The 23,385-nt window shown below is 61.0% G+C and carries 22 protein-coding genes; 11 read left to right on the forward strand and 11 right to left on the reverse strand.

Features of this window, described 5'->3' with window-relative positions; translation table 11 throughout:
* Nucleotides 1–179 precede the first annotated feature (179 nt).
* Nucleotides 180–1,082 carry an Hsp33 family molecular chaperone HslO gene (gene hslO / locus SLW75_RS17385; protein WP_065987433.1) on the reverse strand — a complete coding sequence of 301 codons (903 nt, stop codon included), beginning with the start codon at nt 1,080–1,082 and terminating at the stop codon, nt 180–182.
* Nucleotides 1,083–1,180: 98 nt separating this feature from the next.
* Here hslO and SLW75_RS17390 point away from each other — a divergent pair, with 98 nt between their 5' ends.
* The gene (locus tag SLW75_RS17390; protein ID WP_065987434.1) at nt 1,181–1,990 is read left to right on the forward strand and encodes a phosphatase PAP2 family protein; all 810 of its coding nucleotides are present in this window, start codon (nt 1,181–1,183) and stop codon (nt 1,988–1,990) included.
* A 65-nt stretch (nt 1,991–2,055) separates the two neighbouring features.
* On the opposite strand, the gene SLW75_RS17395 is transcribed toward SLW75_RS17390, so the two are convergent.
* Nucleotides 2,056–2,457, reverse strand: a complete 402-nt coding sequence (locus SLW75_RS17395; protein WP_065987435.1) for an RNA-binding S4 domain-containing protein — start codon at nt 2,455–2,457, stop codon at nt 2,056–2,058.
* A gap of 117 nt (nt 2,458–2,574) precedes the next feature.
* On the opposite strand from SLW75_RS17395, the gene SLW75_RS17400 reads away from it, so the two are divergent.
* The 3 genes from SLW75_RS17400 to rimK are packed head-to-tail and all read left to right on the forward strand — an operon-like array spanning nt 2,575 to nt 4,748.
* Entirely contained in the window at nt 2,575–3,348 is a 774-nt protein-coding gene (locus tag SLW75_RS17400; RefSeq protein ID WP_410935035.1) for an EAL domain-containing protein, read from the forward strand.
* Nucleotides 3,349–3,396: 48 nt separating this feature from the next.
* Entirely contained in the window at nt 3,397–3,846 is a 450-nt protein-coding gene (locus tag SLW75_RS17405) for an ATP-dependent zinc protease (protein ID WP_192131017.1), read from the forward strand.
* Nucleotides 3,843–4,748 carry a 30S ribosomal protein S6--L-glutamate ligase gene (gene rimK / locus SLW75_RS17410; RefSeq protein WP_065987438.1) on the forward strand — a complete coding sequence of 302 codons (906 nt, stop codon included), beginning with the start codon at nt 3,843–3,845 and terminating at the stop codon, nt 4,746–4,748. Before SLW75_RS17405 ends, rimK begins: the two co-directional genes overlap by 4 nt.
* An 81-nt stretch (nt 4,749–4,829) precedes the next feature.
* Here the strand turns inward: rimK and SLW75_RS17415 are convergent, their stop codons facing one another.
* Together SLW75_RS17415 and ompR are read right to left on the reverse strand one after the other, a co-directional pair.
* A complete protein-coding gene (locus SLW75_RS17415) occupies nt 4,830–6,143 on the reverse strand; it encodes an ATP-binding protein (protein ID WP_065987439.1) in 1,314 nt (437 codons plus the stop codon).
* Between the two features lie 166 nt (nt 6,144–6,309).
* Nucleotides 6,310–7,050 carry a two-component system response regulator OmpR gene (ompR, locus tag SLW75_RS17420; protein ID WP_065987440.1) on the reverse strand — a complete coding sequence of 247 codons (741 nt, stop codon included), beginning with the start codon at nt 7,048–7,050 and terminating at the stop codon, nt 6,310–6,312.
* Between the two features lie 280 nt (nt 7,051–7,330).
* Here ompR and SLW75_RS17425 point away from each other — a divergent pair, with 280 nt between their 5' ends.
* The 3 genes from SLW75_RS17425 (at nt 7,331) to gshA (ending at nt 11,822) form a co-directional block, all read left to right on the forward strand.
* Complete coding sequence (locus tag SLW75_RS17425; protein WP_410935037.1) at nt 7,331–9,655, forward strand: Tex family protein; 2,325 nt, start codon at nt 7,331–7,333, stop codon at nt 9,653–9,655.
* Complete coding sequence (locus tag SLW75_RS17430; protein WP_065987442.1) at nt 9,655–10,038, forward strand: PaaI family thioesterase; 384 nt, start codon at nt 9,655–9,657, stop codon at nt 10,036–10,038. Before SLW75_RS17425 ends, SLW75_RS17430 begins: the two co-directional genes overlap by 1 nt.
* 197 nt (nt 10,039–10,235) lie before the next feature.
* Nucleotides 10,236–11,822, forward strand: coding sequence for a glutamate--cysteine ligase (gene gshA / locus SLW75_RS17435; protein ID WP_410935038.1), 1,587 nt, complete (start codon nt 10,236–10,238; stop codon nt 11,820–11,822).
* Nucleotides 11,823–12,002: 180 nt separating this feature from the next.
* On the opposite strand, the gene argA is transcribed toward gshA, so the two are convergent.
* Entirely contained in the window at nt 12,003–13,301 is a 1,299-nt protein-coding gene (gene argA / locus SLW75_RS17440) for an amino-acid N-acetyltransferase (RefSeq protein WP_410935039.1), read from the reverse strand.
* A 160-nt stretch (nt 13,302–13,461) separates the two neighbouring features.
* Nucleotides 13,462–14,610: an acetylornithine deacetylase gene (argE, locus tag SLW75_RS17445; RefSeq protein ID WP_410935040.1), complete on the reverse strand. Its 1,149-nt coding sequence runs from the start codon at nt 14,608–14,610 to the stop codon at nt 13,462–13,464.
* A gap of 165 nt (nt 14,611–14,775) precedes the next feature.
* On the opposite strand from argE, the gene SLW75_RS17450 reads away from it, so the two are divergent.
* The gene (locus SLW75_RS17450) at nt 14,776–16,143 is read left to right on the forward strand and encodes an inorganic triphosphatase (protein WP_065987446.1); all 1,368 of its coding nucleotides are present in this window, start codon (nt 14,776–14,778) and stop codon (nt 16,141–16,143) included.
* Nucleotides 16,144–16,320: 177 nt separating this feature from the next.
* Here the strand turns inward: SLW75_RS17450 and SLW75_RS17455 are convergent, their stop codons facing one another.
* Nucleotides 16,321–16,791, reverse strand: coding sequence for an Lrp/AsnC family transcriptional regulator (locus tag SLW75_RS17455; RefSeq protein ID WP_410935041.1), 471 nt, complete (start codon nt 16,789–16,791; stop codon nt 16,321–16,323).
* Nucleotides 16,792–16,938: 147 nt separating this feature from the next.
* Between SLW75_RS17455 and SLW75_RS17460 the strand changes: the two genes are divergently transcribed.
* Together SLW75_RS17460 and SLW75_RS17465 are read left to right on the forward strand one after the other, a co-directional pair.
* Nucleotides 16,939–17,286, forward strand: coding sequence for a hypothetical protein (locus tag SLW75_RS17460; RefSeq protein ID WP_192130714.1), 348 nt, complete (start codon nt 16,939–16,941; stop codon nt 17,284–17,286).
* A gap of 112 nt (nt 17,287–17,398) precedes the next feature.
* On the forward strand, nt 17,399–19,183 hold the full coding sequence (locus SLW75_RS17465) for a GspE/PulE family protein (RefSeq protein ID WP_065987449.1): 1,785 nt from the start codon (nt 17,399–17,401) through the stop codon (nt 19,181–19,183).
* Here the strand turns inward: SLW75_RS17465 and SLW75_RS17470 are convergent, their stop codons facing one another.
* Both SLW75_RS17470 and SLW75_RS17475 read right to left on the reverse strand, forming a co-directional pair.
* Nucleotides 19,184–20,233, reverse strand: coding sequence for an L-idonate 5-dehydrogenase (locus SLW75_RS17470; RefSeq protein ID WP_410935042.1), 1,050 nt, complete (start codon nt 20,231–20,233; stop codon nt 19,184–19,186). It lies immediately after the preceding gene.
* Nucleotides 20,234–20,247: 14 nt separating this feature from the next.
* Complete coding sequence (locus tag SLW75_RS17475; RefSeq protein WP_410928252.1) at nt 20,248–21,018, reverse strand: glucose 1-dehydrogenase; 771 nt, start codon at nt 21,016–21,018, stop codon at nt 20,248–20,250.
* 276 nt (nt 21,019–21,294) lie between these two features.
* Between SLW75_RS17475 and SLW75_RS17480 the strand changes: the two genes are divergently transcribed.
* Nucleotides 21,295–21,612 carry a DUF2388 domain-containing protein gene (locus tag SLW75_RS17480; protein ID WP_065987516.1) on the forward strand — a complete coding sequence of 106 codons (318 nt, stop codon included), beginning with the start codon at nt 21,295–21,297 and terminating at the stop codon, nt 21,610–21,612.
* A gap of 96 nt (nt 21,613–21,708) precedes the next feature.
* Here the strand turns inward: SLW75_RS17480 and gcvH are convergent, their stop codons facing one another.
* Both gcvH and gcvT read right to left on the reverse strand, forming a co-directional pair.
* Nucleotides 21,709–22,092 carry a glycine cleavage system protein GcvH gene (gene gcvH / locus SLW75_RS17485; protein WP_296308176.1) on the reverse strand — a complete coding sequence of 128 codons (384 nt, stop codon included), beginning with the start codon at nt 22,090–22,092 and terminating at the stop codon, nt 21,709–21,711.
* A gap of 65 nt (nt 22,093–22,157) precedes the next feature.
* Nucleotides 22,158–23,240 carry a glycine cleavage system aminomethyltransferase GcvT gene (gcvT, locus tag SLW75_RS17490; RefSeq protein WP_410928253.1) on the reverse strand — a complete coding sequence of 361 codons (1,083 nt, stop codon included), beginning with the start codon at nt 23,238–23,240 and terminating at the stop codon, nt 22,158–22,160.
* Nucleotides 23,241–23,385: the final 145 nt, after the last annotated feature.

Raw genomic sequence — 23,385 nt, forward strand, 5'->3', positions numbered from 1 at the left:
CGGCTCGATGGCCGAGTGCTCCAAACGTTTTGTAGTAGAAAAACCAACACTACTACAGCTAAAAAGTGGCCGGATTATGCCAGAAAAGCCCAAAAAAGGTAGGGCCCTCCTGTCAGAACTACATGAAGAAGAGTCAAGCGGGCCGGGCGGAAAGCTTTCAGCGCAGGACCCGCACTACATTAATGGCGGGTATCGGAAGGGGTATCTACCCCGCCCCCTGCAAACAGCTGCGCTACATCCGTTGCATCGAACAGATAGCGCTGATTGCAGAACTGACAGTCGATCTCCACCGCACCGTGATGCTCGATCACCAACTGCTGTGCATCTTCCAGACCAAGACTGACCAACGCATTGCCAGAACGTTCGCGCGAGCAGCTGCAACGGAACACCAGTGGCTGGACGTCGAACATCCGCACGACGTCTTCGTGGAACAGGCGTTTCAACACGGTTTCGTTGGTCAGGCTGAGCAGTTCTTCGGCGGTCAGGGTGTCAACCAGCACATTGACATGCTGCCAGCTGGCTTCACGCTCATCCTGATCTTTCAGCTTCTCAGCCGGCAGTTGTTGCAGCAGCAGCCCACGTGCGCGTTTGCCGTCGGCCTTGATCCAGAAACGCGTCGGCAATTGCTCCGACATCACAAAGTATTCGGACAGGCAGGCCGACAGGTCGACGCCGTCCAGGCCCACGATGCCCTGATAGCGTTTGCCCTGACGCGGATCGATGGTCATGGTCAGGTCGCCATCGGGCATCAGGTCGAGCAGCGTGGCGTCCGGCTTCACCAAGGCCTCGTCGTAACGCGCAATCCCGCGCAGTTCACGCTCGCTGGAGCACTCGACCATCAGCAACGACACCGGTCCAAGGGACCGCGCCTGCAGAACCAGCAGGCCGTCGAACTTAAGGGTGCCCACCAGCAGCGCGGCGGCGGCGAGCATTTCGCCGAGCAACTGAGCCACTGGCTCGGGATACGGGTGCTTGGCAAGGACCTCGGCGTAGCTGCGCTCAAGGGCCACGAGCTCGCCGCGCACGTCGCTCTCGTCAAAGATGAAACGCTGGGTGTAATCGGTATCCGCAAAGTCTGACATAGGAGAAGGTATCTGAATGGATGACAAAATGATGACAAGCGCTTATAAAGCGCGGTTTCGCACCGCTTGGTGCACTGCCATGCCGATGGGGGCATTTTATGGACTATCCCGCATTGTTCCAACCCAAGTGGAACGCCAAAAAATTCCTGCTGTGTAATCTGGTGGCGCTGGGCCTGCTACTGCTGTGGGTGTGGCCCACGGGACACGCGGCTTTCACGCACTTCGACGAAGGCCTGTTTCACTTGCTGAACCGCCCGCTTGAGCAAAACAAGGCGTGGCTGTGGGTCTGGACGATTGCCAGCATGCGACCCTTCGACATCGTCGTCGGCCTGATTCTGCTCACGCTGCTCATAAAGGGCGACTGGGTGTTCAAATCCTTGCAAACGCGTGCCGCGCTGATCGGCTTTGTGCTCACGCTGATCCTGCTGCTGATCATCCGCACGGTGTTTTCCAAAATCATCGACCACAGCGCGCTGCAACATGACAGCGCGTCAGTGATGATCCCCGATGCCATCAAGCTCAGCGACATATTCCCGGAGCTGGAGGACAAGTGGCAGCTCAAGGATCGTTCCAGCCAGAGCTTCCCGGGCGACCACGCTTCGGTGCTGCTGATCTGGGCGATGTTCATGAGCGTCTACAGCCGCACAGTCGGCCAGCGCGTGGTCATCTGGGCCCTGGCGTTTCTGTTCATGATGCCGCGCCTGGTCGCCGGGGCCCATTGGGGTCAGGACGACTACATTGGCGGTGTAATGATCGCATTGCTCGCGCTGGGCTGGAGCTGCTACACCCCGTTCGTGGCCACCGCTACCGGGGTTCTGTTTCGACTGACGGCACCAGTCTTCAACGTGATGGGCCGCCTGCCGCTGCTCAAATGCCTGAGCATCATGAAGCAGGGCTCTCATTTGTAAGCTGCCTGTTGCTACAGAGCAGTCCGGGGTCGATCAATGCGCGATCCCGGAAAGCGGCGAGATCGTCAGTCGTCACCCGAACGAAAATGAAACAATTGCCGACGCTGCTTTTTGGTCGGCCTGCCGTCAGTGGTAACGCCCAGGCTTCCGGCCTTGCGCATCTCGGCGGCTTGCTCGCGTTTGGCGAGGCTCTCCGGGGTTTCGCTGTACAGCAACTGAGCCTCAGGGGCGCCACGGCGGACAATCGACAACGCCTGGACCACCACGGTCCGCTCATCGAAACCCGCTCTGATCTGGAACTCGTCCCCTACCCGCGGCTCTTTTCCCGGCTTGCAACGCTCGCCGCGGCAATGAACCTTACCGCTTTCAATGGCGGCTTTTGCCAGCGCACGCGTCTTGAAGAAACGCGCCGCCCAAAGCCATTTGTCCAGACGGACTTTGTCGTCCTCGTCTGACTTCTGTGTCATCTGAATTCCTCAATCTTGTAATGGTCAGAATCGTACTACGTCACGCCGGGGACGCAGTAACCGCTACCCTCGTTTACACTGCCCACCAGACTAAAGCGCCGGCTTCAGGAGAACGACGTGACAGACTTCCCAACGTCATTGACTGGTGGGTGCCAGGGCTGCAGAGAAAGCTCCGCACTGGATTTCGAATTTGAATTCGCCTATCAGCCCATCGTGGACGTCCGCGACCGCTCGGTATTCGCTCACGAGGCGTTGGTACGAGGCGTCAACGGCGAGGGTGCCCTGTCTGTCCTGAACCAGATCGACGACACCAACCGTTACCGTTTCGATCAATTGTGCCGAACCCGCGCGATTTCAACTGCCGCCCTGCTGGGAATGGACGAATACCTGTCGATCAACTTCCTGCCCAACGCGGTGTATCGCCCCGACCTGTGCATTCGCAGCACCCTTGAAGCGGCCCGCGCCCACAACTTTCCGCTGGACCGGTTGATCTTCGAGACCGTCGAAACCGAGCACATCTGCAGCAACAGCCACCTGACCAACATTCTTCGGGAGTACCGCCAGTTCGGCTTCAAGACCGCCATCGACGACTTTGGCGCCGGGCACTCCGGACTCACCCTCCTCGCCGACTTTCAGCCTGATCTGATCAAGCTCGACATGGCCCTGGTGCGCAACGTCCATCTGGACCCTGCACGGCAGGCCATCGTGCGCGGCATTGTCACAATGTGTACGGACCTGAACGTTACAGTGATCGCCGAAGGCATCGAAGATGCGGGCGAACGGGACTTCCTCGCCGACTGCAAAATTTACCTCATGCAGGGCTACTGGTTCGCCAAGCCTGCATTCCAGGCGCTGGCGCACATCGATGCCGGCGCCTGGCAGAACGTGTAAACGAACGGAACCGATTTGAAAACATTTGACCATCTGACAGTCATCGGCCTGCGCGAATGGGTGGCTTTGCCCCATCTGGGCGTCGCCGGGCTGCGCGCAAAAATCGACACCGGTGCCAGCACTTCCAGCCTGCACGCGACAGAAATAGAGCCGTTCGAACGGGACGGTGAGAAATGGGTGCGCTTCAACGCTCATCTGGGGACGGTGGTGCAGCTGCGTCACCGTCGCTGTGAGGCTCAACTGGTGGCGATGAAAACCATCAAAAGCTCCAACGGCCACGCCCAGGTTCGCTACGTTATTCGTACGACGCTGGCGCTGGGGGACAGGGTCTGGCCGGTGGAATTCACGCTGGCCTGCCGCAAGGCCATGCGCTACCGGCTGCTGCTGGGTTCCAAAGCCCTGATTGACGGCCAGTTGGTGGTCAATCCGGGTGTGACATATATTCAGGACAAGCCGGTGTTCCCGGCTTCAAATCTCTCTGCCACAGGTGCTGCATGAAGATCGCTGTGCTTTCGCGAAACCCGCGTCTGTATTCAACTCGTCGTCTGGTCGAAGCTGGAATCCAGCGCGGCCATGAGGTCGTGGTGGTCGATACCCTGCGCGCCTATATGAACATTGCCAGTCATAAGCCGCAGATCCACTACCGAGGAAAACCCCTGGAAGGCTTTGATGCGGTGATACCCCGCATCGGCGCCTCCGTGACCTTCTACGGCTGCGCCGTGCTGCGTCAGTTTGAAATGATGGGCGTGTTCCCGCTCAACGAATCCGTCGCCATCGCGCGCTCCCGCGACAAGCTGCGCTCGCTGCAGCTGTTGTCACGTCGAGGCATTGGCTTGCCCGTCACCGGCTTCGCCCACTCACCGGATGACATCCCTGACCTGATCCAGATGGTCAACGGCGCGCCTCTGGTAATCAAGGTGCTCGAGGGGACGCAAGGTATTGGCGTGGTGCTGTGCGAAACCGCGACCGCGGCCGAATCCGTGATTGAGGCCTTCATGGGGCTGAAACAGGACATCATGGTGCAGGAGTACATCAAAGAAGCCGGTGGCGCCGATATCCGCTGCTTCGTGGTGGGTGACAAGGTCATTGCGTCGATGAAGCGCCAGGCGAAACCGGGGGAGTTCCGCTCCAACCTGCATCGCGGCGGCACCGCCAGCCTCATCAAGATCACCCCGGAAGAGCGCATGACAGCCATTCGCGCGGCCAAGGTCATGGGCCTGAGTGTGGCGGGCGTCGATATCCTGCGTTCCAACCACGGGCCACTGGTGATGGAGGTGAACTCATCGCCAGGTCTTGAAGGCATTGAAACCACCACCGGGAAGGATGTCGCGGGGATAATCATCGAGTACATCGAGAAAAACGGCGGGCCGCACATGACCCGCACCAAGGGCAAAGGCTAACGCCCAAGCCTGTTTTTGCACGGAGGCTTTGGTTGCGAGCGCGCCACACGCCCACGGCCTCCAGGCAGAATCACGAACGAATCAATCGGCATCCCGCGGCAGCAGCAACCCCAACGGCAGCCGAACTCTGGCCTCCAGCCCGCCTCCCGAACGATTACGCAGCTCGACATTGCCGCCGTGCATTGCGGCAATGCGCTTGACGATCGCCAGGCCAAGCCCTGTCCCCTTGCCGCTTCTGGCGCGGTCACCACGGATGAAGGGATTGAAAATACCTTCCAGCTCCGACGGATCGATCCCCATGCCCCGGTCCAGCACACTCAGCACCACGTAGGGCGCGCCGCTGTCGCCGGAAACATAGGCCGCGACTTCAACCCCGTCACCGGCATGGTGCATCGCATTGCCAATGAGGTTGTTGAGTAAGCGTTTCATGGAAACCCGTCGCAACGGGAAAGGCGGAATGGACTCCAGGCACAGCCGTACTTGCTCCACCGGGTTGTTGTACGGCGCGACGACTTCATGGACCAGCTCGACCAGATCGACTTCTTCGACCTCTTCATCACGCCCGTCCCGGATGAATGCCAGGAATTGATCGAGGATCGCGTCCATGTCTTCGATGTCGCGAACCATGCCTTCCATGAACTCGTTATTGGTCGGCATCAGCTCAAGGGACAGACGCAGCCGGGTCAGCGGCGTCCGCAAATCGTGAGACACCCCGGCCAGCATCAGTTCGCGCTCCTGCCCGGCCTGCTCCACGTCTTCGGCCATCTGGTTGAACGCGCGGTAGACCTCGGTTATCTCGCTGGGCGTGTCACCCACCGGCAAACGCACGCTGCGGCCCTGGCCCAACTGGCGGGCCGCAAACACCAGGCGCTTGAGCGGCTGATTGAGCTGGCTGACGAAGATCCAGGCCGAGGCCGTCGAGAGTAATCCGATCGCCAGGAACCAGCCCAGCACGCTCCAGATTTTCTGCCCGCGCAACGGATGCGGGTACAGCGGCACTTTCAGCCAGCCATCGCCAAGACTCGGCGCCCTCACCCATAGCGCGGGGGGCGCGTGGACACGCAGTCGCACCTCGGTGTCCGCGCCCAGCTCATCCTGCATCTGCCGTTGGTAGATTTCGGAGTACGGCCAGTGCTGCTCGCCTTCCGGTACACCACCGCCCACCACGCGGATCAGTCCGGCGGCGTCAGCGATGGTCTGCCGGTCACTCTCATCGGCCGCCCAGTAAGCCCGCAAAGTGAGTGCAACGCCGTGGCTGTATTGACGATCGACCAGAACATCCTCGTTCATCAGCAGATAGACGAGGGTCAGCGCCTTCGAAAACAGCACGACAATGAGCACCAGCCACAGGGTGCGGGAGAAAAAGCTTTGCGGGAACCAGAGCGGTGTCTTCATAACAGCAGCTACACACTTTGCGGAAGCGAGCCGGGCTCGCGAATTTGCGGAACACATGACACAGCAAAAACCAGTCACGCCAATGGCCGCTTTCGCGAACATCGAGGTGACTGGCTAACGTAGGCGGGCGTGAGACAGGCCCGGCAGGTTACCGTCGAACTTGCTGTTACTGCTTGTTGGCACCGTCTGGCACGAAAACATAACCCACTCCCCAGACCGTCTGAATGTAACGCGGCTTGGCAGCGTCCACTTCAATCAGACGGCGCAGACGGGAGATCTGGACATCGATGGAGCGCTCCAGAGCGTCCCACTCACGGCCCCGAGCCAGGTTCATCAGCTTGTCTCGCGTCAGCGGCTCACGGGCGTGCATGACCAATGCCTTCAACACGGCGAATTCACCGGTCGTGAGCATGTGCACTTCGTCGCCACGCTTGAGCTCGCGGGTGGCGAGGGACAGAGCGTAGTCGCCAAAGGTGACGGTTTCGTCTTCCGTGGCAGGCGCGCCAGGTACGGGTGCGGATTGACGACGCAGCACAGCGCGAACGCGGGCCATCAGTTCGTCAGGGTTGAAAGGTTTTGCGAGGTAGTCATCAGCGCCGAGCTCGAGGCCCTTGATGCGACTGAGCTCGTCGCCCTTGGCGGTGAGCATGATGATAGGGACTTGATTGTTCGCGGCGCGCAGGCGGCGGCAGGCGGACAGCCCGTCTTCGCCCGGCAGCATCAGGTCCAGCACCACGAGGTGAAACACTTCGCGCGCCAGCAGCCGATCCATTTGCTCCACGTTGGGCACAGCCCGGGCGCGGTAGCCCTTGCTGTTGAAAAAGCGTTCTAGCAGGCTGCTCAAGCCCGGGTCATCGTCAACGATGAGGATTTTCTCGCCTTCAGCCGTTTGTGCAGTGCTGCTCATTGGAAGCTCCTTTGATCTCGGCGCGCATTATGGCGTAGCTGCAGTGATGCGCACCGTGTGCATTGTTAGCAGATTTTTCCTGAATCCACATGGGTGCTCTCGTTGAGTCACTTAAGGCTGATTCACGGCGGCTACGCGGGCTGAAACCGGCGTATCGACCGGGCAATCCCCTATTCAAGGCTCACTGGGTATAATGCGCCGCCCTCAAGGTCAGGCAACGCTCGTTCAAGGCGGTTCGCCAGCCGCTGATTTTATGCACACACATTTGCCAGGTGGTTTTATGGACAGTATCAACAGCCGCATCGCCGAGGAACTCGGCGTCCGCCCGCAACAGGTCGAAGCGGCCGTCGCGCTACTGGATGAAGGCTCAACGGTGCCTTTCATCGCTCGTTACCGCAAGGAAGTCACTGGCAGCCTCGATGACACGCAGCTGCGTCATCTGGAAGAGCGCCTGCGCTACCTGCGCGAACTCGACGAGCGCCGCATCAGCATCCTTGCCAGCATCGAAGAGCAAGGCAAGCTGACCCCTGAACTGGCGCGCGACATCAAGCTCGCCGACACCAAGACCCGCCTTGAAGACTTGTATCTGCCGTACAAGCAGAAGCGCCGCACCAAAGGCCAGATCGCGCTGGAAGCCGGCCTGGGCGAGCTGGCCGACGGGATCTTCAACGACCCGACGCTTACTCCCGAAGCCGAAGCCGCGCGATTCGTCGATGCCGAGAAAGGCTTCGCCGACGTCAAGGCCGTGCTCGAAGGCGCCAAATACATTCTGATGGAGCGCTTTGCCGAAGACGCGACGCTGCTGGAGAAGCTGCGCAGCTTCCTCAAGCACGAAGCCGTGATCAGTGCCCGGGTGGTCCCGGGTAAAGAGGAAGAAGGCGCCAAATTCCGCGATTACTTCGAACACGACGAGCCGCTCAAGAGCATGCCGTCCCACCGCGCGCTGGCGATCTTTCGGGGTCGCAACGAGGGCGTGCTGAGCTCGGCCCTGAAAGTCGGGGAAGAATTGCCCGGCACCCTGCACCCCTGCGAAATGATGATCAGCGAGCGCTTCGGCCTGCAGAACCAGAACCGCCCTGCAGACAAGTGGTTGGCCGAAGTCGTGCGCTGGACCTGGAAGGTCAAGCTGTACTCCAGCCTCGAAACCGACCTGCTCGGCGAGCTGCGCGAAGGTGCCGAGACCGAAGCGATCAACGTATTCGCTCACAACCTGCACGACCTGTTGTTGGCCGCCCCAGCGGGACCCCGCGCAACGCTGGGCCTCGACCCGGGCCTGCGCACCGGCTGCAAGGTCGCCGTGGTCGACAGCACCGGCAAACTGCTGGACTACGCCACGGTTTACCCCCATGTGCCAAAAAACCAGTGGGATCAGACGATCGCCGTGCTGGCAGCCCTGTGCGCCAAGCATTCCGTTGACCTGATCGCCATCGGCAACGGCACCGCCAGCCGCGAAACCGACAAGCTGGCCGGCGATCTGATCAAAAAGTATCCAGGTCTGAAGATGACCAAAGTCATGGTCTCTGAAGCCGGCGCTTCGGTGTACTCGGCGTCGGAACTCGCTGCCAAGGAATTCCCGGACCTCGACGTTTCGATCCGTGGCGCGGTGTCCATCGCGCGCCGCTTGCAGGACCCGCTTGCCGAACTGGTGAAAATCGACCCGAAATCCATTGGTGTTGGCCAGTACCAGCATGACGTCTCACAACTCAAACTCGCCCGCGGCCTCGACGCGGTGGTGGAAGACTGCGTGAACGCCGTGGGTGTGGATGTGAACACCGCCTCCGTGGCCCTGCTGGCGCGGATTTCCGGCCTGAACACCACGCTGGCGCAGAATATCGTTGCCCACCGCGACCAGAATGGCGCGTTCAAGACCCGTGCGGCGCTGAAGAAAGTCCCGCGTCTGGGCGAGAAAACCTTCGAACAGGCCGCAGGCTTTCTGCGCGTCATGAACGGTGACAACCCGCTGGACTCGTCCGCCGTTCACCCTGAGGCGTATCCCCTGGTGCAGCGCATTGCCGCCCAGACCGATCGCGACATCCGCTCGCTGATCGGCGATGCAGGGTTTCTGAAGCGTCTCGACCCGAAGAAATTCACAGACGAAACCTTCGGCCTGCCGACCGTCACCGACATCCTTCAAGAACTGGAAAAACCGGGCCGCGATCCGCGTCCGGGATTCAAGACCGCTGAGTTTCAGGACGGCGTTGAAGACTTGAAGGACCTTCAGCCGGGCATGATCCTCGAAGGCGTAGTCACCAACGTTACCAACTTTGGTGCGTTCGTTGATATCGGCGTGCATCAGGACGGTTTGGTGCACATCTCTGCGCTTTCGGAGAAATTCGTCAAGGACCCTCGCGAAGCGGTCAAAGCCGGCGATGTGGTGAAGGTCAAGGTGATGGAAGTGGACATTCCGCGTAAGCGCGTCGGTCTGTCGATGCGCATGAGCGACACGCCGGGCGAGAAAGTCGACGGCGCTCGCGGTGCCCGTCCTGGTGCGGCGCCGCGCCAGCAGCACAGCAATGCCCCCCGTAAGGAAGCCCCCACCCCGGCGCCGAGCAACAATCCGATGGCGTCGCTGTTCGCCAACGCCAAGCAATTGAAGAAGCGCTGATGGATATCCCTGATGAATTGACTCAGAGCGCCTACTTCAAGACGCTCGGCTGCCGGGTGGTGCAGTTGAATGAAGGTGTCGCCGTCGTGGCCTTGCCGCTGGAGCCGCACCTGCGCAATCGCGGCAATGTCATGCACGGCGGCGCGCTGTTCAGTCTGGTAGACATCACCATGGGGCTGGCCTGCTCCAGCACCCACGGCTTCGACAAGCAAAGTGTCACCGTGGAATGCAAAATCAATTACATGCGTGCCGTGGCCGAGGGTGAAGTCATCTGCACCAGCACCGTGCTGCATGCCGGACGCCGAACCCTGGTGGTCGAAGCCGACGTTCGCCAGAACGACAAGCTGGTTGCCAAAGCGCAGGGCACGTTTGCGATCGTCTAGCTGTCCGATAGCGTTATGAGTTAATTTCGGCACTGTTCAGCAGTGTCGAAATTATCTGATTTCCTTGTAGGAACGATCAGCGACGGGCATCGGCGTTAGGGCCATCGACGAGGCGAAAACGCCAGTTCCTTTCTTCACCCTTGTAGACCGCCATATCGCCCCCATATAGGGCCGACTGACGCGTGAAGGATTCCAACTTGAGCGAACTTCTCAACCGCCGCCTGACTCTGCTTGGCGAGCACTCCAACCTCTCCCTTCTGGAGAAGTGCTTGCACGGCATCGAGCGTGAATGCCTGCGCGTTACGGGCGAAGGCCGTCTGGCACAAACCCCGCACCCTGAAGCACTCGGCGCGGCGCTGACCAACGAGCAAATCACCACCGATTACTCCGAGTCGCTGCTGGAGTTCATCACTCCCGCCCTGGCCGACCCTGCTCAAACGCTGGAAAGCCTGGATAAAATCCATCGCTTCGCGTACAGCAAACTGGGCGGCGAATACATCTGGAGCCCTTCGATGCCGTGCCCGCTGCCGGCCGAAGCAGATATTCCGATCGCCTATTACGGCACCTCCAACATCGGCAAGCTCAAGTACGTCTACCGTCAGGGCCTTGCCTTGCGTTACGGCAAAACCATGCAGTGCATTGCCGGCATTCACTACAACTTCTCGCTGCCCGAAGCCATCTGGCCCGTGCTCAAGCAAGACGCGAAATTCGAAGGCGATGACCGCGACTTCCAGTCCGAGAGCTACATCGGCCTGATTCGCAACTTCCGTCGTTACAGCTGGCTGCTGATGTACCTGTTCGGCGCGTCGCCGGCGCTGGATGCCAGTTTCCTGCGCGGCCGCTCGCATCAGCTTGAGCAATTCGACGCCGAAACGCTGTATCTGCCGTACGCGACCAGCCTGCGGATGAGCGATCTGGGTTACCAAAGCAACGCCCAGGCGGACCTGACGCCCTGCTACAACGACCTGCTGACGTACACCGATAGCCTGCGCCGCGCGGTGGCAACGCCCTACGCGCCTTACGTCGAAATCGGCACGCACAAAGATGGCGAGTGGATTCAGCTGAACACCAACGTGCTGCAGATCGAGAACGAGTACTACTCGACGATCCGCCCGAAACGCGTCACCTATTCCGGCGAGCGCCCTATTCAGGCGCTCGTCGCGCGCGGGGTGCAGTACGTGGAAGTCCGTTGCCTGGACATCAACCCGTTCCTGCCGGTGGGCATCGACCTTGAGCAATCGCGCTTCATCGATGCGTTCATTCTGTATTGCGCGCTGCACGACAGCCCGCAGCTGGCGAGCAACGAGTGCGGCAACGCCAGCACGAACTTCCTGACCGTGGTCAAGGAAGGTCGCCGTCCCGGCCTGCAACTGAACCGCAACGATACGACGATCGACTTGAAAGTCTGGGCCAACGAGATGCTGGACACGATCAGGCCGATCTGTGAACTGCTCGATGCCAGCCAGGGCACGGATCAGCACGTCAAATCGCTGGAGGTTCAGCGCGCGAAAGTGGCGGACGCCTCTCTGACGCCTTCGGCACAAGTGCTGGCGGCCATGACCGAGCACAAGGAAGGCTTCACGGCTTTCTCGCTGCGCCAGTCACAGGTTCACGCTGATCATTTCCGCAGCAATCCACTGAGCGCAGAGGACCAAACGCATTTTGAGAGCAAGGCGCGTGAGTCCCTGGCTCAGCAAGCGGAGCTGGAACAGACCGAAGAGAAAGTGGATTTCGACACGTTCGTGGGTGCGTATCAGGCGAGCATTCTGGCGATCAGCAACTGACGCCAGACCCGTTGCAAACGGTGGGACGACCGGGGTGGCGCTCCACCTTACTCGCGAAAGCGGTGTCTCAGGCGAGGGAGATGTATCGTCTGACCTGTCCCTTCGCGAGCAAGCTCGCTCCCACAAGGGTTGTATCGAACCGAAAATGCGCGTCAGGCTTCAGGCCCTGACGCGCTTCGCTTAGATCGCCTTCTCGAAAATCTTCGAATTACGCTGGTAGTTGTACAGTGACGCACGTGCGCTGGGCAGGCGATCGACGCTGCTGGCCTCGAAACCGCGCTCCTGGAACCAGTGCGCCGTACGCGTGGTGAGGACGAACAGGGTTTTCAGACCCAGCGCCCGGGCGCGTTCTTCGATGCGTTCAAGCAGCTCGTCGCCGCGCCCGCCGTGGCGATACTCGGGATTCACTGCCAGACATGCCAACTCACCCGCGTCGGAATCGGCAATCGGGTACAGCGCCGCGCAGGCGATGATCAGGCCTTCGCGCTCAACCACGCTGAACTGCTCGATTTCCCGCTCCAGCACTTCCCGCGACCGACGCACCAGGATGCCCTGCTCTTCCAACGGCGTGATGAGGTCGATGAGCCCACCGACATCGCCGATCGACGCTTCGCGCACCAGCTCGAACTGCTCCTGGGCCACCAGTGTGCCGCCGCCGGCTCGGGTGAACAGCTCGGAGAGCAGTGCGCCGTCTTCGGCATAGCTGACGATATGGCTGCGCGCCACACCTCCGCGACAGGCCTGGGCCGCCGCATCCAGCAGCTCCGCCTGGTAGTTGCTGCCCAAGCGCTGTAGGTGCGCGGGGACCTGTTGTGGACGCAGCTCACGGACCAATCGGCCCTGCTCGTCCAGCAAGCCTGATTCGGCGCCAAACAGCAGCAGCTTTTCCGCCCCCAGATCAATGGCCGCGCGCGTCGCGACGTCTTCGCAGGCCAGGTTGAAGATCTCGCCGGTGGGCGAGTAACCCAGCGGTGAAAGCAACACGATGGAGCGTTCGTCGAGCAGCCGGCTAATACCCTTGCGGTCGATACGGCGCACTTCGCCGGTGTGCTGGAAATCGACGCCCTCGAGGACGCCGATCGGGCGCGCCGTGACGAAGTTTCCGCCCGTGACGCGCAACCGCGAGCCCTGCATCGGCGAGGCGGCCATGTCCATCGACAAACGCGCCTCGATGGCAATTCGCAGGGCGCCGACGGCGTCGATCACGCATTCGAGCGTGGCGAAATCAGTCACGCGCATGTCGTGATGGAAATGCGGCGTCAGGCCACGGGCCTGCAAGCGGCTTTCGATCTGCGGGCGGGAGCCGTAAACCAGCACGAGGCGAACGCCGAGGCTGTGCAGCAACACGAGGTCGTGGACGATATTGCCGAAGTTCGGGTGCTCGACGCCATCGCCCGGAAGCATGACGACGAAGGTGCAATCCCGGTGGGCATTGATGTAGGGAGACGCGTGGCGGAGCCAATTGACGTAATCGGGCATATCCGAAAGGAGCCTGTAGTGGATGGACGAAGGGGTGGAAGCACTCAACACGGCATGAGCGTTATCGTCGGAACAGGCATCGCAACACGCGTACTCTCCTTTTCGGGTAATTCTCAGACAGGCCCTGACTCAACCAGCACGTGGGCGCATTCAAGGGCACTCAAGTCGTAGCCAGGCAGTAATGTTCGATCAATTGACGTAACAGACGCACTGTAGGCTGCAAACGTGACATTTCAAGATACTCACCGGGCTGGTGCGCACAGGCAATATCCCCGGGCCCCATCACGATGGTTTCACAACCAAGGCGCTGAAGATAAGGCGCTTCGGTGCCAAATGCCACTGCTTCGGCCGCATGACCGGTCAGACGCTCCGCGATTCGCACCAGTTCCGCATCGGCCCTTTCTTCAAAGGGAGACACTTCCGAAAACAGCGGCGCGTAGTCGATCTGTACTTGGTGCAGTTCGGCGACGGGCTGCAGTTTCTGCCGGATCGCGGCGCGCAGCACCTCGGGGTCCATCCCCGGCAGCGGGCGCAGGTCGAACTCCAGCGAGCATTGCCCGCAGATGCGGTTCGGGTTGTCGCCGCCATGGATGCAACCGAAGTTCAGGGTGGGTTGAGGCACGCTGAACTGCGGATTGCGGTATTGCTCCTGCCACTGTCGGCGTAGGCCTTTCAGTTCGCCAATGGCGTCGTACATGGCTTCCAGGGCGCTACGCCCCAGGCTCGGGTCAGAGGAGTGACCGCTGCGGCCGAGAATCTCGATGCGCTCCATCATCACGCCCTTGTGCAGGCGGACCGGCTTGAGGCGAGTCGGCTCGCCAATAACCGCCGCGCGGCCGAGCACGCCGCCCGCCGCAGCCAATGCCTTGGCACCAGCCATGGAGCTTTCTTCATCGCAGGTCGCGAGGATGATCAGCGGCTGTTTGAACGGCTGATCGAGCAGCGGCTGAAGCGCCTCAATGGCCAACGCGAAGAAGCCCTTCATGTCGCAACTGCCCAGTCCTACCCAATTGCCGTCGACTTCGGTCAGTTTCAGCGGATCGGTCTTCCACAACGCATCGTCGTAAGGAACCGTATCGCTGTGGCCCGCGAGCACCAACCCGCCGGGGCCTGTGCCATACGTTGCCAGCAGATTGAATTTGCCAGGGCTCACGTGCTGGATGTCGCAGGCAAAACCCAGATCGCCCAGCCAACCTGCCAGCAGATCAATGACGGCGCGATTGGACTGGTCGAGCCCGGGCTGCGTACAGCTCACAGACGGCGCGGCGATCAGGGCGGCGAACTGGTCTTTCATGGACGGCAACGGCATAGGCGACTCCGGTAATGGGGTGCGACACGCGAGCCATCATAGGTTGATTGGCCCGCATCAATAAACTGTCACGGTTGATGTCCTGTACACTGCACGGCCCACGCAGCTGTGTCGATTCCGGCTGCGACCCCGTTATCAGCGATAGAGCGTTTGGATTCTCCGGCCATGCAGAAAGAAACCGAAATCAAACTCCGCGTCAGCCGCGAAACCCTCATAGCCCTGCGCGAGCACCCGTTGCTGAAGAAGCGCAACAAGAGCGGCTGGGAGCGGTTGGAGCTGTTCAATCAGTACTTCGACACCCCAGAGCGCGAGCTGGCCCATGCCAAGGTTGCGCTGCGCCTGCGCCGCGACGGCGACGCAATCATTCAGACCCTCAAGACCCGCGGCCAGAGCGTGGCGGGCCTGTCCGAGCGTAACGAATACAACTGGGATGTACCCAAAGCCAAGCTGGACCTGAAGAAGCTCGACGGCGAATGCTGGCCCGAGCAACTGGCAGATCTGGACAAGAAAACCATCAAGCCGGTGTTCACCACTGATTTCGTCCGCGAGAAAGCGGAAATCGCCTGGGGCCGTGGCAAGACCAAGGTGGTGATCGAAGCGGCGCTGGACCTGGGCAAGGTCGTCGCCGGCAAGCAGCAGGAAGAAATCTGCGAGCTGGAGCTTGAGCTGCGCGAAGGCGACCCTGCCGCGCTGCTGGAACTGGCCGCAGAGCTGGCCGAGAAGCTGCCGCTGATGCCCTGCGATATCAGCAAGGCCGAACGTGGCTATCGCCTGTTTGACGCCAGCAGCTACTCGATCAAGTTGCCGTCACCCGAGCTGCATGGCGAACTCTCCGTAGACGACGCGTTCAGCGCCATCGCCTGGTTCCTGCTCGGCAGCAGCCAGCGTCTGGCCGAGCAGTACCGTTTCAACGGTCACTGGAGCCTGTTGCAGGAATGGGTCGAAGTGCTCGCTGAATTGCGCGCCCTGGCCGGCAGCCTCGGTCAGGCCGCTCCTCGCGCCACGACCCATGACCTGCGCGCCGCGCTGGACGCTTTGCTGGAAGACTGGCGCACGCTGGTGCTCGCCGGCCAGGAAGACGGCGACGTACGCGCCGCCGCCCATGAGCAGTTCATCGAAGAGTTGCAGGACACTCGTTGGGGCGTGTTCTCGCTGACCACCTCGCGCTGGTTGATGGCGCACAGCTGGACGGTGGAGCGCAACAACCGTGGCAATCGTCAGGGCCACGCGATGCTCAGCAGCTGGGTACCGCGTTTCCTGGGTGATGAAGCCACCGCGCTGAACCTGCCGCGCTACCAGCAGCAGCCGGAAGATCTGGCCGAGCAACTGCCACGCATCGAACGCCTTCAGGTCTGGCTGCATTACGCCCGCCAGGCCCTCGACCTGCCTGAGCTGGATCGCTTGTACGGCGAGTTGAACAAGCTAGAGCAACTGGCGCATCTGGACATCACCGACGAAATCCTCGATGCCCGCGTCCAGCAAACCATCACCGTGCTGCAAAGCCGGGCGTGGAAGACATTGTTGAAGTTGTAAGGCGCTGGCAGTAGGACCGGCTGACGCTGTTTTGGTAGGACCGGCTTTAGCCGGGAAGAGGCCAGTAGCCGCACCTTGATTTTGTGGTGTGTCCACCGACGCCTTCCCGGCTAAAGCCGGTCCCACTAAAGGCACGCGGTGTGTCAGTAGGACCGGCTCCAGCCGGGAAGAGGCACCCTATCGGCCAATCGGCAAGCTCGTCGTCGATTTGATCTCAGACAGCGCCACTGTCGAGTTCACTTCCTGAATGCCCGGTACCAGCGAGAGCTTTTCGAAGAAGAATCGCTCGTACGCCTCGATGTCCGGCGTGACGATGCGCAGCAAAAAGTCCACTGACCCCATCAGCACATAACACTCCAGCACTTCGGGAAAGCCACGGATCGCCTCGGTGAATTCAGTGAAATTGGACCGACCGTGGGCGTTGAGTTTTACCTCTGCAAAAATCTGCGTATTCAGGCCAATGTTCTTGCGATCCAGCAGCGTCACCTGCCGCCGGATCACCCCCTCCTCCTTGAGCCGCTGGATCCGCCGCCAACAAGGAGACTGCGACAGGCCGACCTGCTCGGCAATCTGCGCGCTGGACAGCGACGCATCCTCTTGCAGCAGCGCCAGAATCTTCCGGTCGTAGGCATCCAGCTCGATTTGCATAGTCAATTCCTGAAAGCAGTCCACTGCACATAAACAAGTCCCATATAGCCTAATACAGCGCATCTTCGATCAGAAATTTCTTTTCCCGCGTGTAAAACTTTCTGCCAATCAACGTCATTGCAACGACGAGGTCGTCAGGAGATTCCCATGCCGCATTTCGAACCCGCCAGCCCCGCCCCCTTTCGCCACGATGCCTGGTCTGTCGGCAACGCTCATTGCCTGTCGCGCTATCAAATCCTTGCCGAGGCAGAAGCTGACGTACTCTGCCGGCTGCTCAACCTGTTCGCGATGCAGTACCTGATCCCCCAACAGGTCAGCGTGCTGCAGCAGGACGGCATGCTGATGGTGAATGTCGAGGTGGGCGGCATGACGTGGCACCGCGCTCAGGTGATTGGCGAAAAAATGCGCAACCTCATCAGTGTTTGCTCGGTCGAACTTGAACCCATGGGTGATTTGCACGTCGTAACCGAGGTTGTCTCACTCGCCGCCAGTTGAGCGCACCGAAAATATTGGCAACGCTTCGCTACCGGCAGGGCGTCACAACTGGCACGCTTGGGACTACTCTTGCTCATCACCGAAGTAAGCCGTCTCGTCCGAAGGAGCCCGCATGTCCGTCCTCGCCTCATCATCTCAGGACCGCTGGCTGGATCTGAACGAAGTATTGCGTGACCTCGTCGCGCAGGGATACCTCGACCAGGACAACGCCGAATATGCGCTCACGCTGCGCCGAGCCGCGCAGAATCTCCACGCCCACCCGCTCGAACTCATCGCCACCCAGCAGTTCGATAACCACAAGCGGCCCGGCAAGAAACTCGACCTCGAGACCCTCACTGCCTGGCTGGCTGAGCAAGCCGGCCAGCCGTATCTGCGCATCGATCCGCTGAAGATCAACGTCGCCGCCGTCACGCCGTTGATGTCCTACGCCTTCGCCCAGCGCCACAAGATTCTCGCGGTGGACGTCGATCGCGACGCGGTGACCATCGCCAGCGCCCAACCGTACGTGAGTGCGTGGGAAGCCGATCTGACCCACGTACTGAAGATGCCGATCAAGCGCGTCGTCGCCAATCCCGTCGACGTGCAGAAACTGGCCGTGGAGTTTTACCGGCTGGCGAAATCGGTCAGCGGCGCGAGTGCCAGCGATCAGAAAATCAGCAACATGGGTAACTTCGAACAGCTGCTCAAGCTCGGCGCCAGCGATCAGGAGCCGGACGCCAACGACGCGCACATCGTCAATATCGTCGACTGGTTGTTCCAGTACGCCTACCAGCAGCGGGCGAGCGATATTCACATCGAGCCCCGCCGCGACGCCGGTACTGTCCGCTTCCGCATCGACGGCGTGCTGCACAACGTGTATCAATTCCCGCCGCAAGTGGCGATGGCCGTCACCAGCCGCCTGAAAAGCCTGGGCCGCATGAACGTGGCCGAGAAGCGCAAGCCGCAGGACGGCCGGGTGAAGACCAAGACGCCTGACGGTGGCGAGGTGGAGCTGCGGCTGTCGACGCTGCCCACGGCTTTCGGCGAAAAGATGGTCATGCGGATTTTTGACCCGGAAGTGCTGCTCAAGGACTTCGACCAGCTCGGATTCTCCGGCGATGACCTGCGTCGCTGGGAGGGCATGACCCGACAGCCCAACGGCATCATTCTAGTGACCGGCCCGACCGGTTCCGGCAAGACCACCACGCTGTACACAACGCTGAAGATGCTGGCGACTTCGGAGGTGAACCTCTGCACCATCGAGGACCCGATCGAGATGGTGGAGCCGGCGTTCAATCAGATGCAGGTGCAGCACAACATCGACCTGACCTTTGCCAGCGGTGTCCGCGCGCTGATGCGGCAAGACCCGGACATCATCATGATCGGCGAGATTCGCGACTTGGAGACCGCAGAAATGGCGATCCAGGCGGCGCTGACCGGTCACTTGGTGCTGTCGACGCTGCACACCAACGACGCGCCCAGCGCCATCAGCCGTCTGCTGGAGCTGGGCGTCCCGCATTACCTGCTCAAGGCGACGATCCTCGGCGTGATGGCGCAACGTCTGGTGCGGACGCTGTGCCCGCACTGCAAGGCGCCGATCGAAATGGATGAGGTCGACTGGCAAACCCTGACGCGGCCTTGGCAGGCGCCCGTGCCAAGCGGCGCGCACCGGGCAGTGGGTTGCGCGGAGTGCCGCGACACGGGTTATCGCGGGCGTGCGGGGGTGTACGAGATCATGCTGATGTCCGACGCCGTGAAGTCGCTGATCACGGCGGACCTGGACCTGACGGCGTTGCGTCGCCAGGGCTTCAAGGACGGCATGCGCAGCCTGCGGTTGTCCGGCGCGCAAAAGGTCGCGGCAGGGCTGACGACGGTCGAAGAGGTACTGCGTGTGACACCGCAGAGCGAGCAGCGTTAGTTACTGGTCCGGAACCCCGAAATCCAGCACGACTTTCATGGCCTGCTGCTTGTCCCCGGCAAGCTCGAACGCCTGGACCGCGTCGTGAAACGCGAAGGTGTGGGAGATCACCGGCGTGACGTCGATGACTTTGCGATTGAGCAAGTCCACCGCCTGGGCGAATTCGGGGTGGAAGCGAAAGGTGCCGCGCAGGTCGATTTCCTTGCCCACCACCAGATTCAGCGGAATCGCCACATCGCCACCGAGCCCGACCGTCACCACAATCCCGCGCGGGCGCATGCAGGTCAGGCCATCGCGCAAGGCGTGGGCGCTGCCGGAGGCCTCGAACATCACGTCGAAATAACCCTTGTCGGCGGTATAGCGCGCCAGTGCTTCGGGCTCGTCGCGCAGGTTGTGGGTTTCGCTGGCGCCCATGCGCCGCGCGCACGCCAGCGCGCTGTCGCTCAGGTCTGCGGCAATGACCTGCAACGCACCCGCCGCGCGCAGGCTGCCGATCAGCAAGTTGCCGATCGGGCCGCAGCCGGTCACCAGCACGCGCTTGCCGAACACGCCGCCGGCGCGCTGGATCGCGTGAAGCCCGACCGACAAAGGCTCGGCCAGTGCGCCCTCAGCCAGCGTAGTGGTCGGCGCCAGTACATGAGCCTGGCTTGACTCGATCACCAAGTGCTCGCGAAACGCGCCCTGAATGTGCGGAAATGGCATCGCGCTGCCGTAAAAGCGCATGTTCAGGCAATGGTTAGGCAAGCCTTCGTGACAGTATTTACAGTCTCCGCACGGCCGTGACGGTGACACGGAGATCCGTTGCCCGACGCTGAAAGCGCTCTGCGCGTCGCCGACCTCCTCGATAACCGCCGAGATTTCATGGCCGAGGACCATCGGCTCTTTCAGCCGAACCGCGCCGAAACCGCCGTGCTGGTAGTAGTGAAGGTCCGAGCCGCAGATACCGCCGCGAGCAACGCGAACCCGCAACTGGCCGGCAGAAAGCGGCAATGCTTCGTTGCCGGGCTCGACACGCAGGTCTTTCGCGGCATGGCAGACAATCGCTTGCATGGTCATTCTCCGGATTACAGCGATGCCGTGATGGCACCGTCGACGTAAAGGATGTGGCCGTTGACGAAGCTGGCCGCGTCAGAAGCCAGAAACACCGCCGCGCCTGCCAGTTCAGACACTTCGCCCCAACGGCGGCTCGGGGTCCGCTGCACCAGCCAGTCGCTGAATTCGGCGTTGGCCACCAGCGCAGCGTTCAGTTCGGTTTTGAAGTAGCCCGGCCCGATTCCGTTGACGTTGAGGCCGAACGGGCCCCAATCGATCGCCATGCCCTTGGTCAGCATTTTCAGCGCGCCCTTGCTTGCCGTGTACGGCGCAATACCCGGGCGGCCCAGCTCGCTCTGCACCGAACAGATGTTGATGATGCGCCCGCGCCCACGGGGGATCATGCAGCGCGCGACCGCTTGACCGACGAAGAAGGCACTGTCGAGGTTGGTGCGCATCAGCTCGTGCCAGTCCGCTTCGGCAAACTCCGCCAGCGGCCCGCGCCGCTGGATGCCAGCGTTGTTGACCAGGATTTCCAGCGGCCCGACGCGCGCCTCGATGTCCTGAACCGCAGCGGCGACCGCCGCGCTGTCCGTCACATCAAAACGCTGGGTGTGGACCGCATGCCCCTCGGCCGTCAACGCTTGGGCGGCCGAATGCAATGTCTCGGCGCTGCGGCCGTTGAGCACGACGGTGGCGCCCGCTTCGGCCAGGCCTCGCGCGATCGCCAGTCCGATGCCTGCGCTGGAGCCGGTGATCAGGGCCACCCTGCCGTCGAGACGAAAACTTTCCAGAACAGCCATGACGCTCTCCTATTGTTTTTGTGGCGTGAAGCTCGATTGGCTGCGCCAGCTGTTCTTCCTGTCAGATACGGAAGGTTCGCTGCGCAGAGTGCAGTCACCTTACTCTGCCCGATCAACTTATCACCGTCATCAACGGTGACTCCATGAACGTTGATGAACTCCAGGAACGGGGCAATTTTGCAGAACGGGGCGCTATGCCCCTCTGTGGGTGGGGAACTAGAACGGGAGATGGCGTATCAAATCGTTTCAGAACAAACCAACATCGGAGTACCCGTCATGCGTCTTAAACTTGCTGTAGCCACGTTAGCCTTGCTTTCCCTGCCGGTCGGTTCAGCAATGGCCGACGGTTTTCTGCGGGATGTGCTTTCGTCTGGTGCCACAACCGGCTCTACCTACCTCACCTTTCGTCACCACAAGCTGATCGTCGCGGCGCAAGACGACGCTGGCAGCTTCGTGGCCAGCAACGGCGAAATCCGTGGCCCGTACCTTGAAGCGGCTATGGATCAAGTGCGCAAAGATAACCCGGCCCTGAAGGCATCGGACATGGACCTGGCAAACGCCATCCTGGCGAAGAATCTGGTTGCCGAGCAATAAGTCAGACACATCGGGATGAATTGGCGTTCTGACGCCGATCTCGCTTGCAAAAAAAGCCGCTCATGTGAGCGGCTTTTTTGTGCCTGACCGATGGGCTTATTCGGCGATCAGCGCCTTGTAGCCGGCTGCGTCGAGCAGCTTGTCCAAGTCGGCGGCATTGGCTGGCTTGACCTTGAAGATCCACGAATCGTAAGGCGAGTTGTTCAGTGCCTCTGGCTCACCCGACAGCGCCTCGTTGACTTCAACGACTTCGCCCGCCACTGGCGAGTAGATGTCAGATGCAGCCTTTACCGACTCAACGACACCGGCCTGATCACCTGGTGCCGAGAAAACTTTACCCACTTCAGGCAGCTCGACGAACACGACGTCACCCAGCGCTTCCTGCGCATGATCGGAAATACCGACAACGATCAGATCACCCTCTTGCTTGGCCCACTCGTGGCTCTCGGCAAAACGCAGTTCGGCGGGAATAGTGCTCATGTTCTTATCCTCTCTACTTCATCAGGTCAGCGGAAAAACCCGCCAGGGATGGCTTTCAAATCAGGTTATATCAGGGCCTTGCCGTGACGCACGAATGCGGGTCGAACCACTCGGACCGGGTACCACTTGCCCCGGATTTCCACCTCGGCACGGTCAGCGGTGGCCATCGGCACTCGCGCCAGCGCGATCGACTTGCTTAGCGTAGGAGAGAAACTACCACTGGTGATCTCTCCTTCGCCAACTTCCGCTATCCGGACGACCTGATGAGCGCGCAAAACGCCCCGCTCTTCGAGGACCAGTCCTACAAGCCTTGATGAGATGCCTCGCTTTCGCTCCGCTTCGAGTGCAGAGCGCCCGATGAACTCGCGTTCTTCAGGCATCCACGCCACCGTCCAGGCCATGTTGGAGACCAGCGGCGAGACCTGCTCGTCGATTTCCTGACCATACAGGTTCATGCCCGCTTCCAGACGCAGCGTATCGCGTGCGCCCAGTCCGATCGGGGAAATACCGGCGCCGACCATGTCGTTGAAGAAACTGCAGGCTTCGGTGGCTGGCAGGATGATCTCCAGGCCGTCTTCACCGGTGTAACCCGTGCGGGCGATGAACCAGTCGCCTTCCTGCTGACCTTCGAAGGGTCTGAGGGTGTGGATAAGCGCGGTGCGTTCCTGATTGACCAGTTCGCCGATCTTCTGCCGGGCGTTCGGTCCCTGAATGGCGAGCATCGCAAGCTCCGAGCGGTGCTTGACGCGCACGTCGTAGCCGGCAAGGTTGGCGTTCATCCAGTCCAGGTCCTTGTCGCCGGTGGCTGCGTTGACCACCAGTCGATAACCCTCGTCGGTCAGGTAGACGATCATGTCGTCGACGATACCGCCGTGGGTGTCGAGCATTGCGCTGTAAAGCGCCTGCCCGGTCTGTTGCAATCTACCGACGTCGTTGGCCAGCAGATGCTGCAGCCAAGGCTTGGCCTGACTGCCGGATACGTCGAGCACATGCATGTGCGACACGTCGAAAATCCCGCAGTCCCGGCGCACCTGATGGTGCTCCTCAACTTGGGAGCCGTAGTGCAAGGGCATGTCCCAACCACCAAAATCGACGAGCTTCGCGCCAAGCGCGAGGTGCAGGTCAAAGAGGGGCGTACGCTGTCCCATGGGTTTCTCCTTCCGGGCGTGGCGAAGACGCGGTCAATGGCAATCCCGCAAATCCCCCGTGAATTGGGGTCTGAAACCTTTGCTAATCTGAGGAATTGTCTGACAGACCGAGTCGATTGCGGCGCATTGTAGCCGCAAGGTTGGG

Source organism: Pseudomonas sp. W5-01 (assembly GCF_046540435.1).
Taxonomy (GTDB): domain Bacteria; phylum Pseudomonadota; class Gammaproteobacteria; order Pseudomonadales; family Pseudomonadaceae; genus Aquipseudomonas; species Aquipseudomonas graminis_B.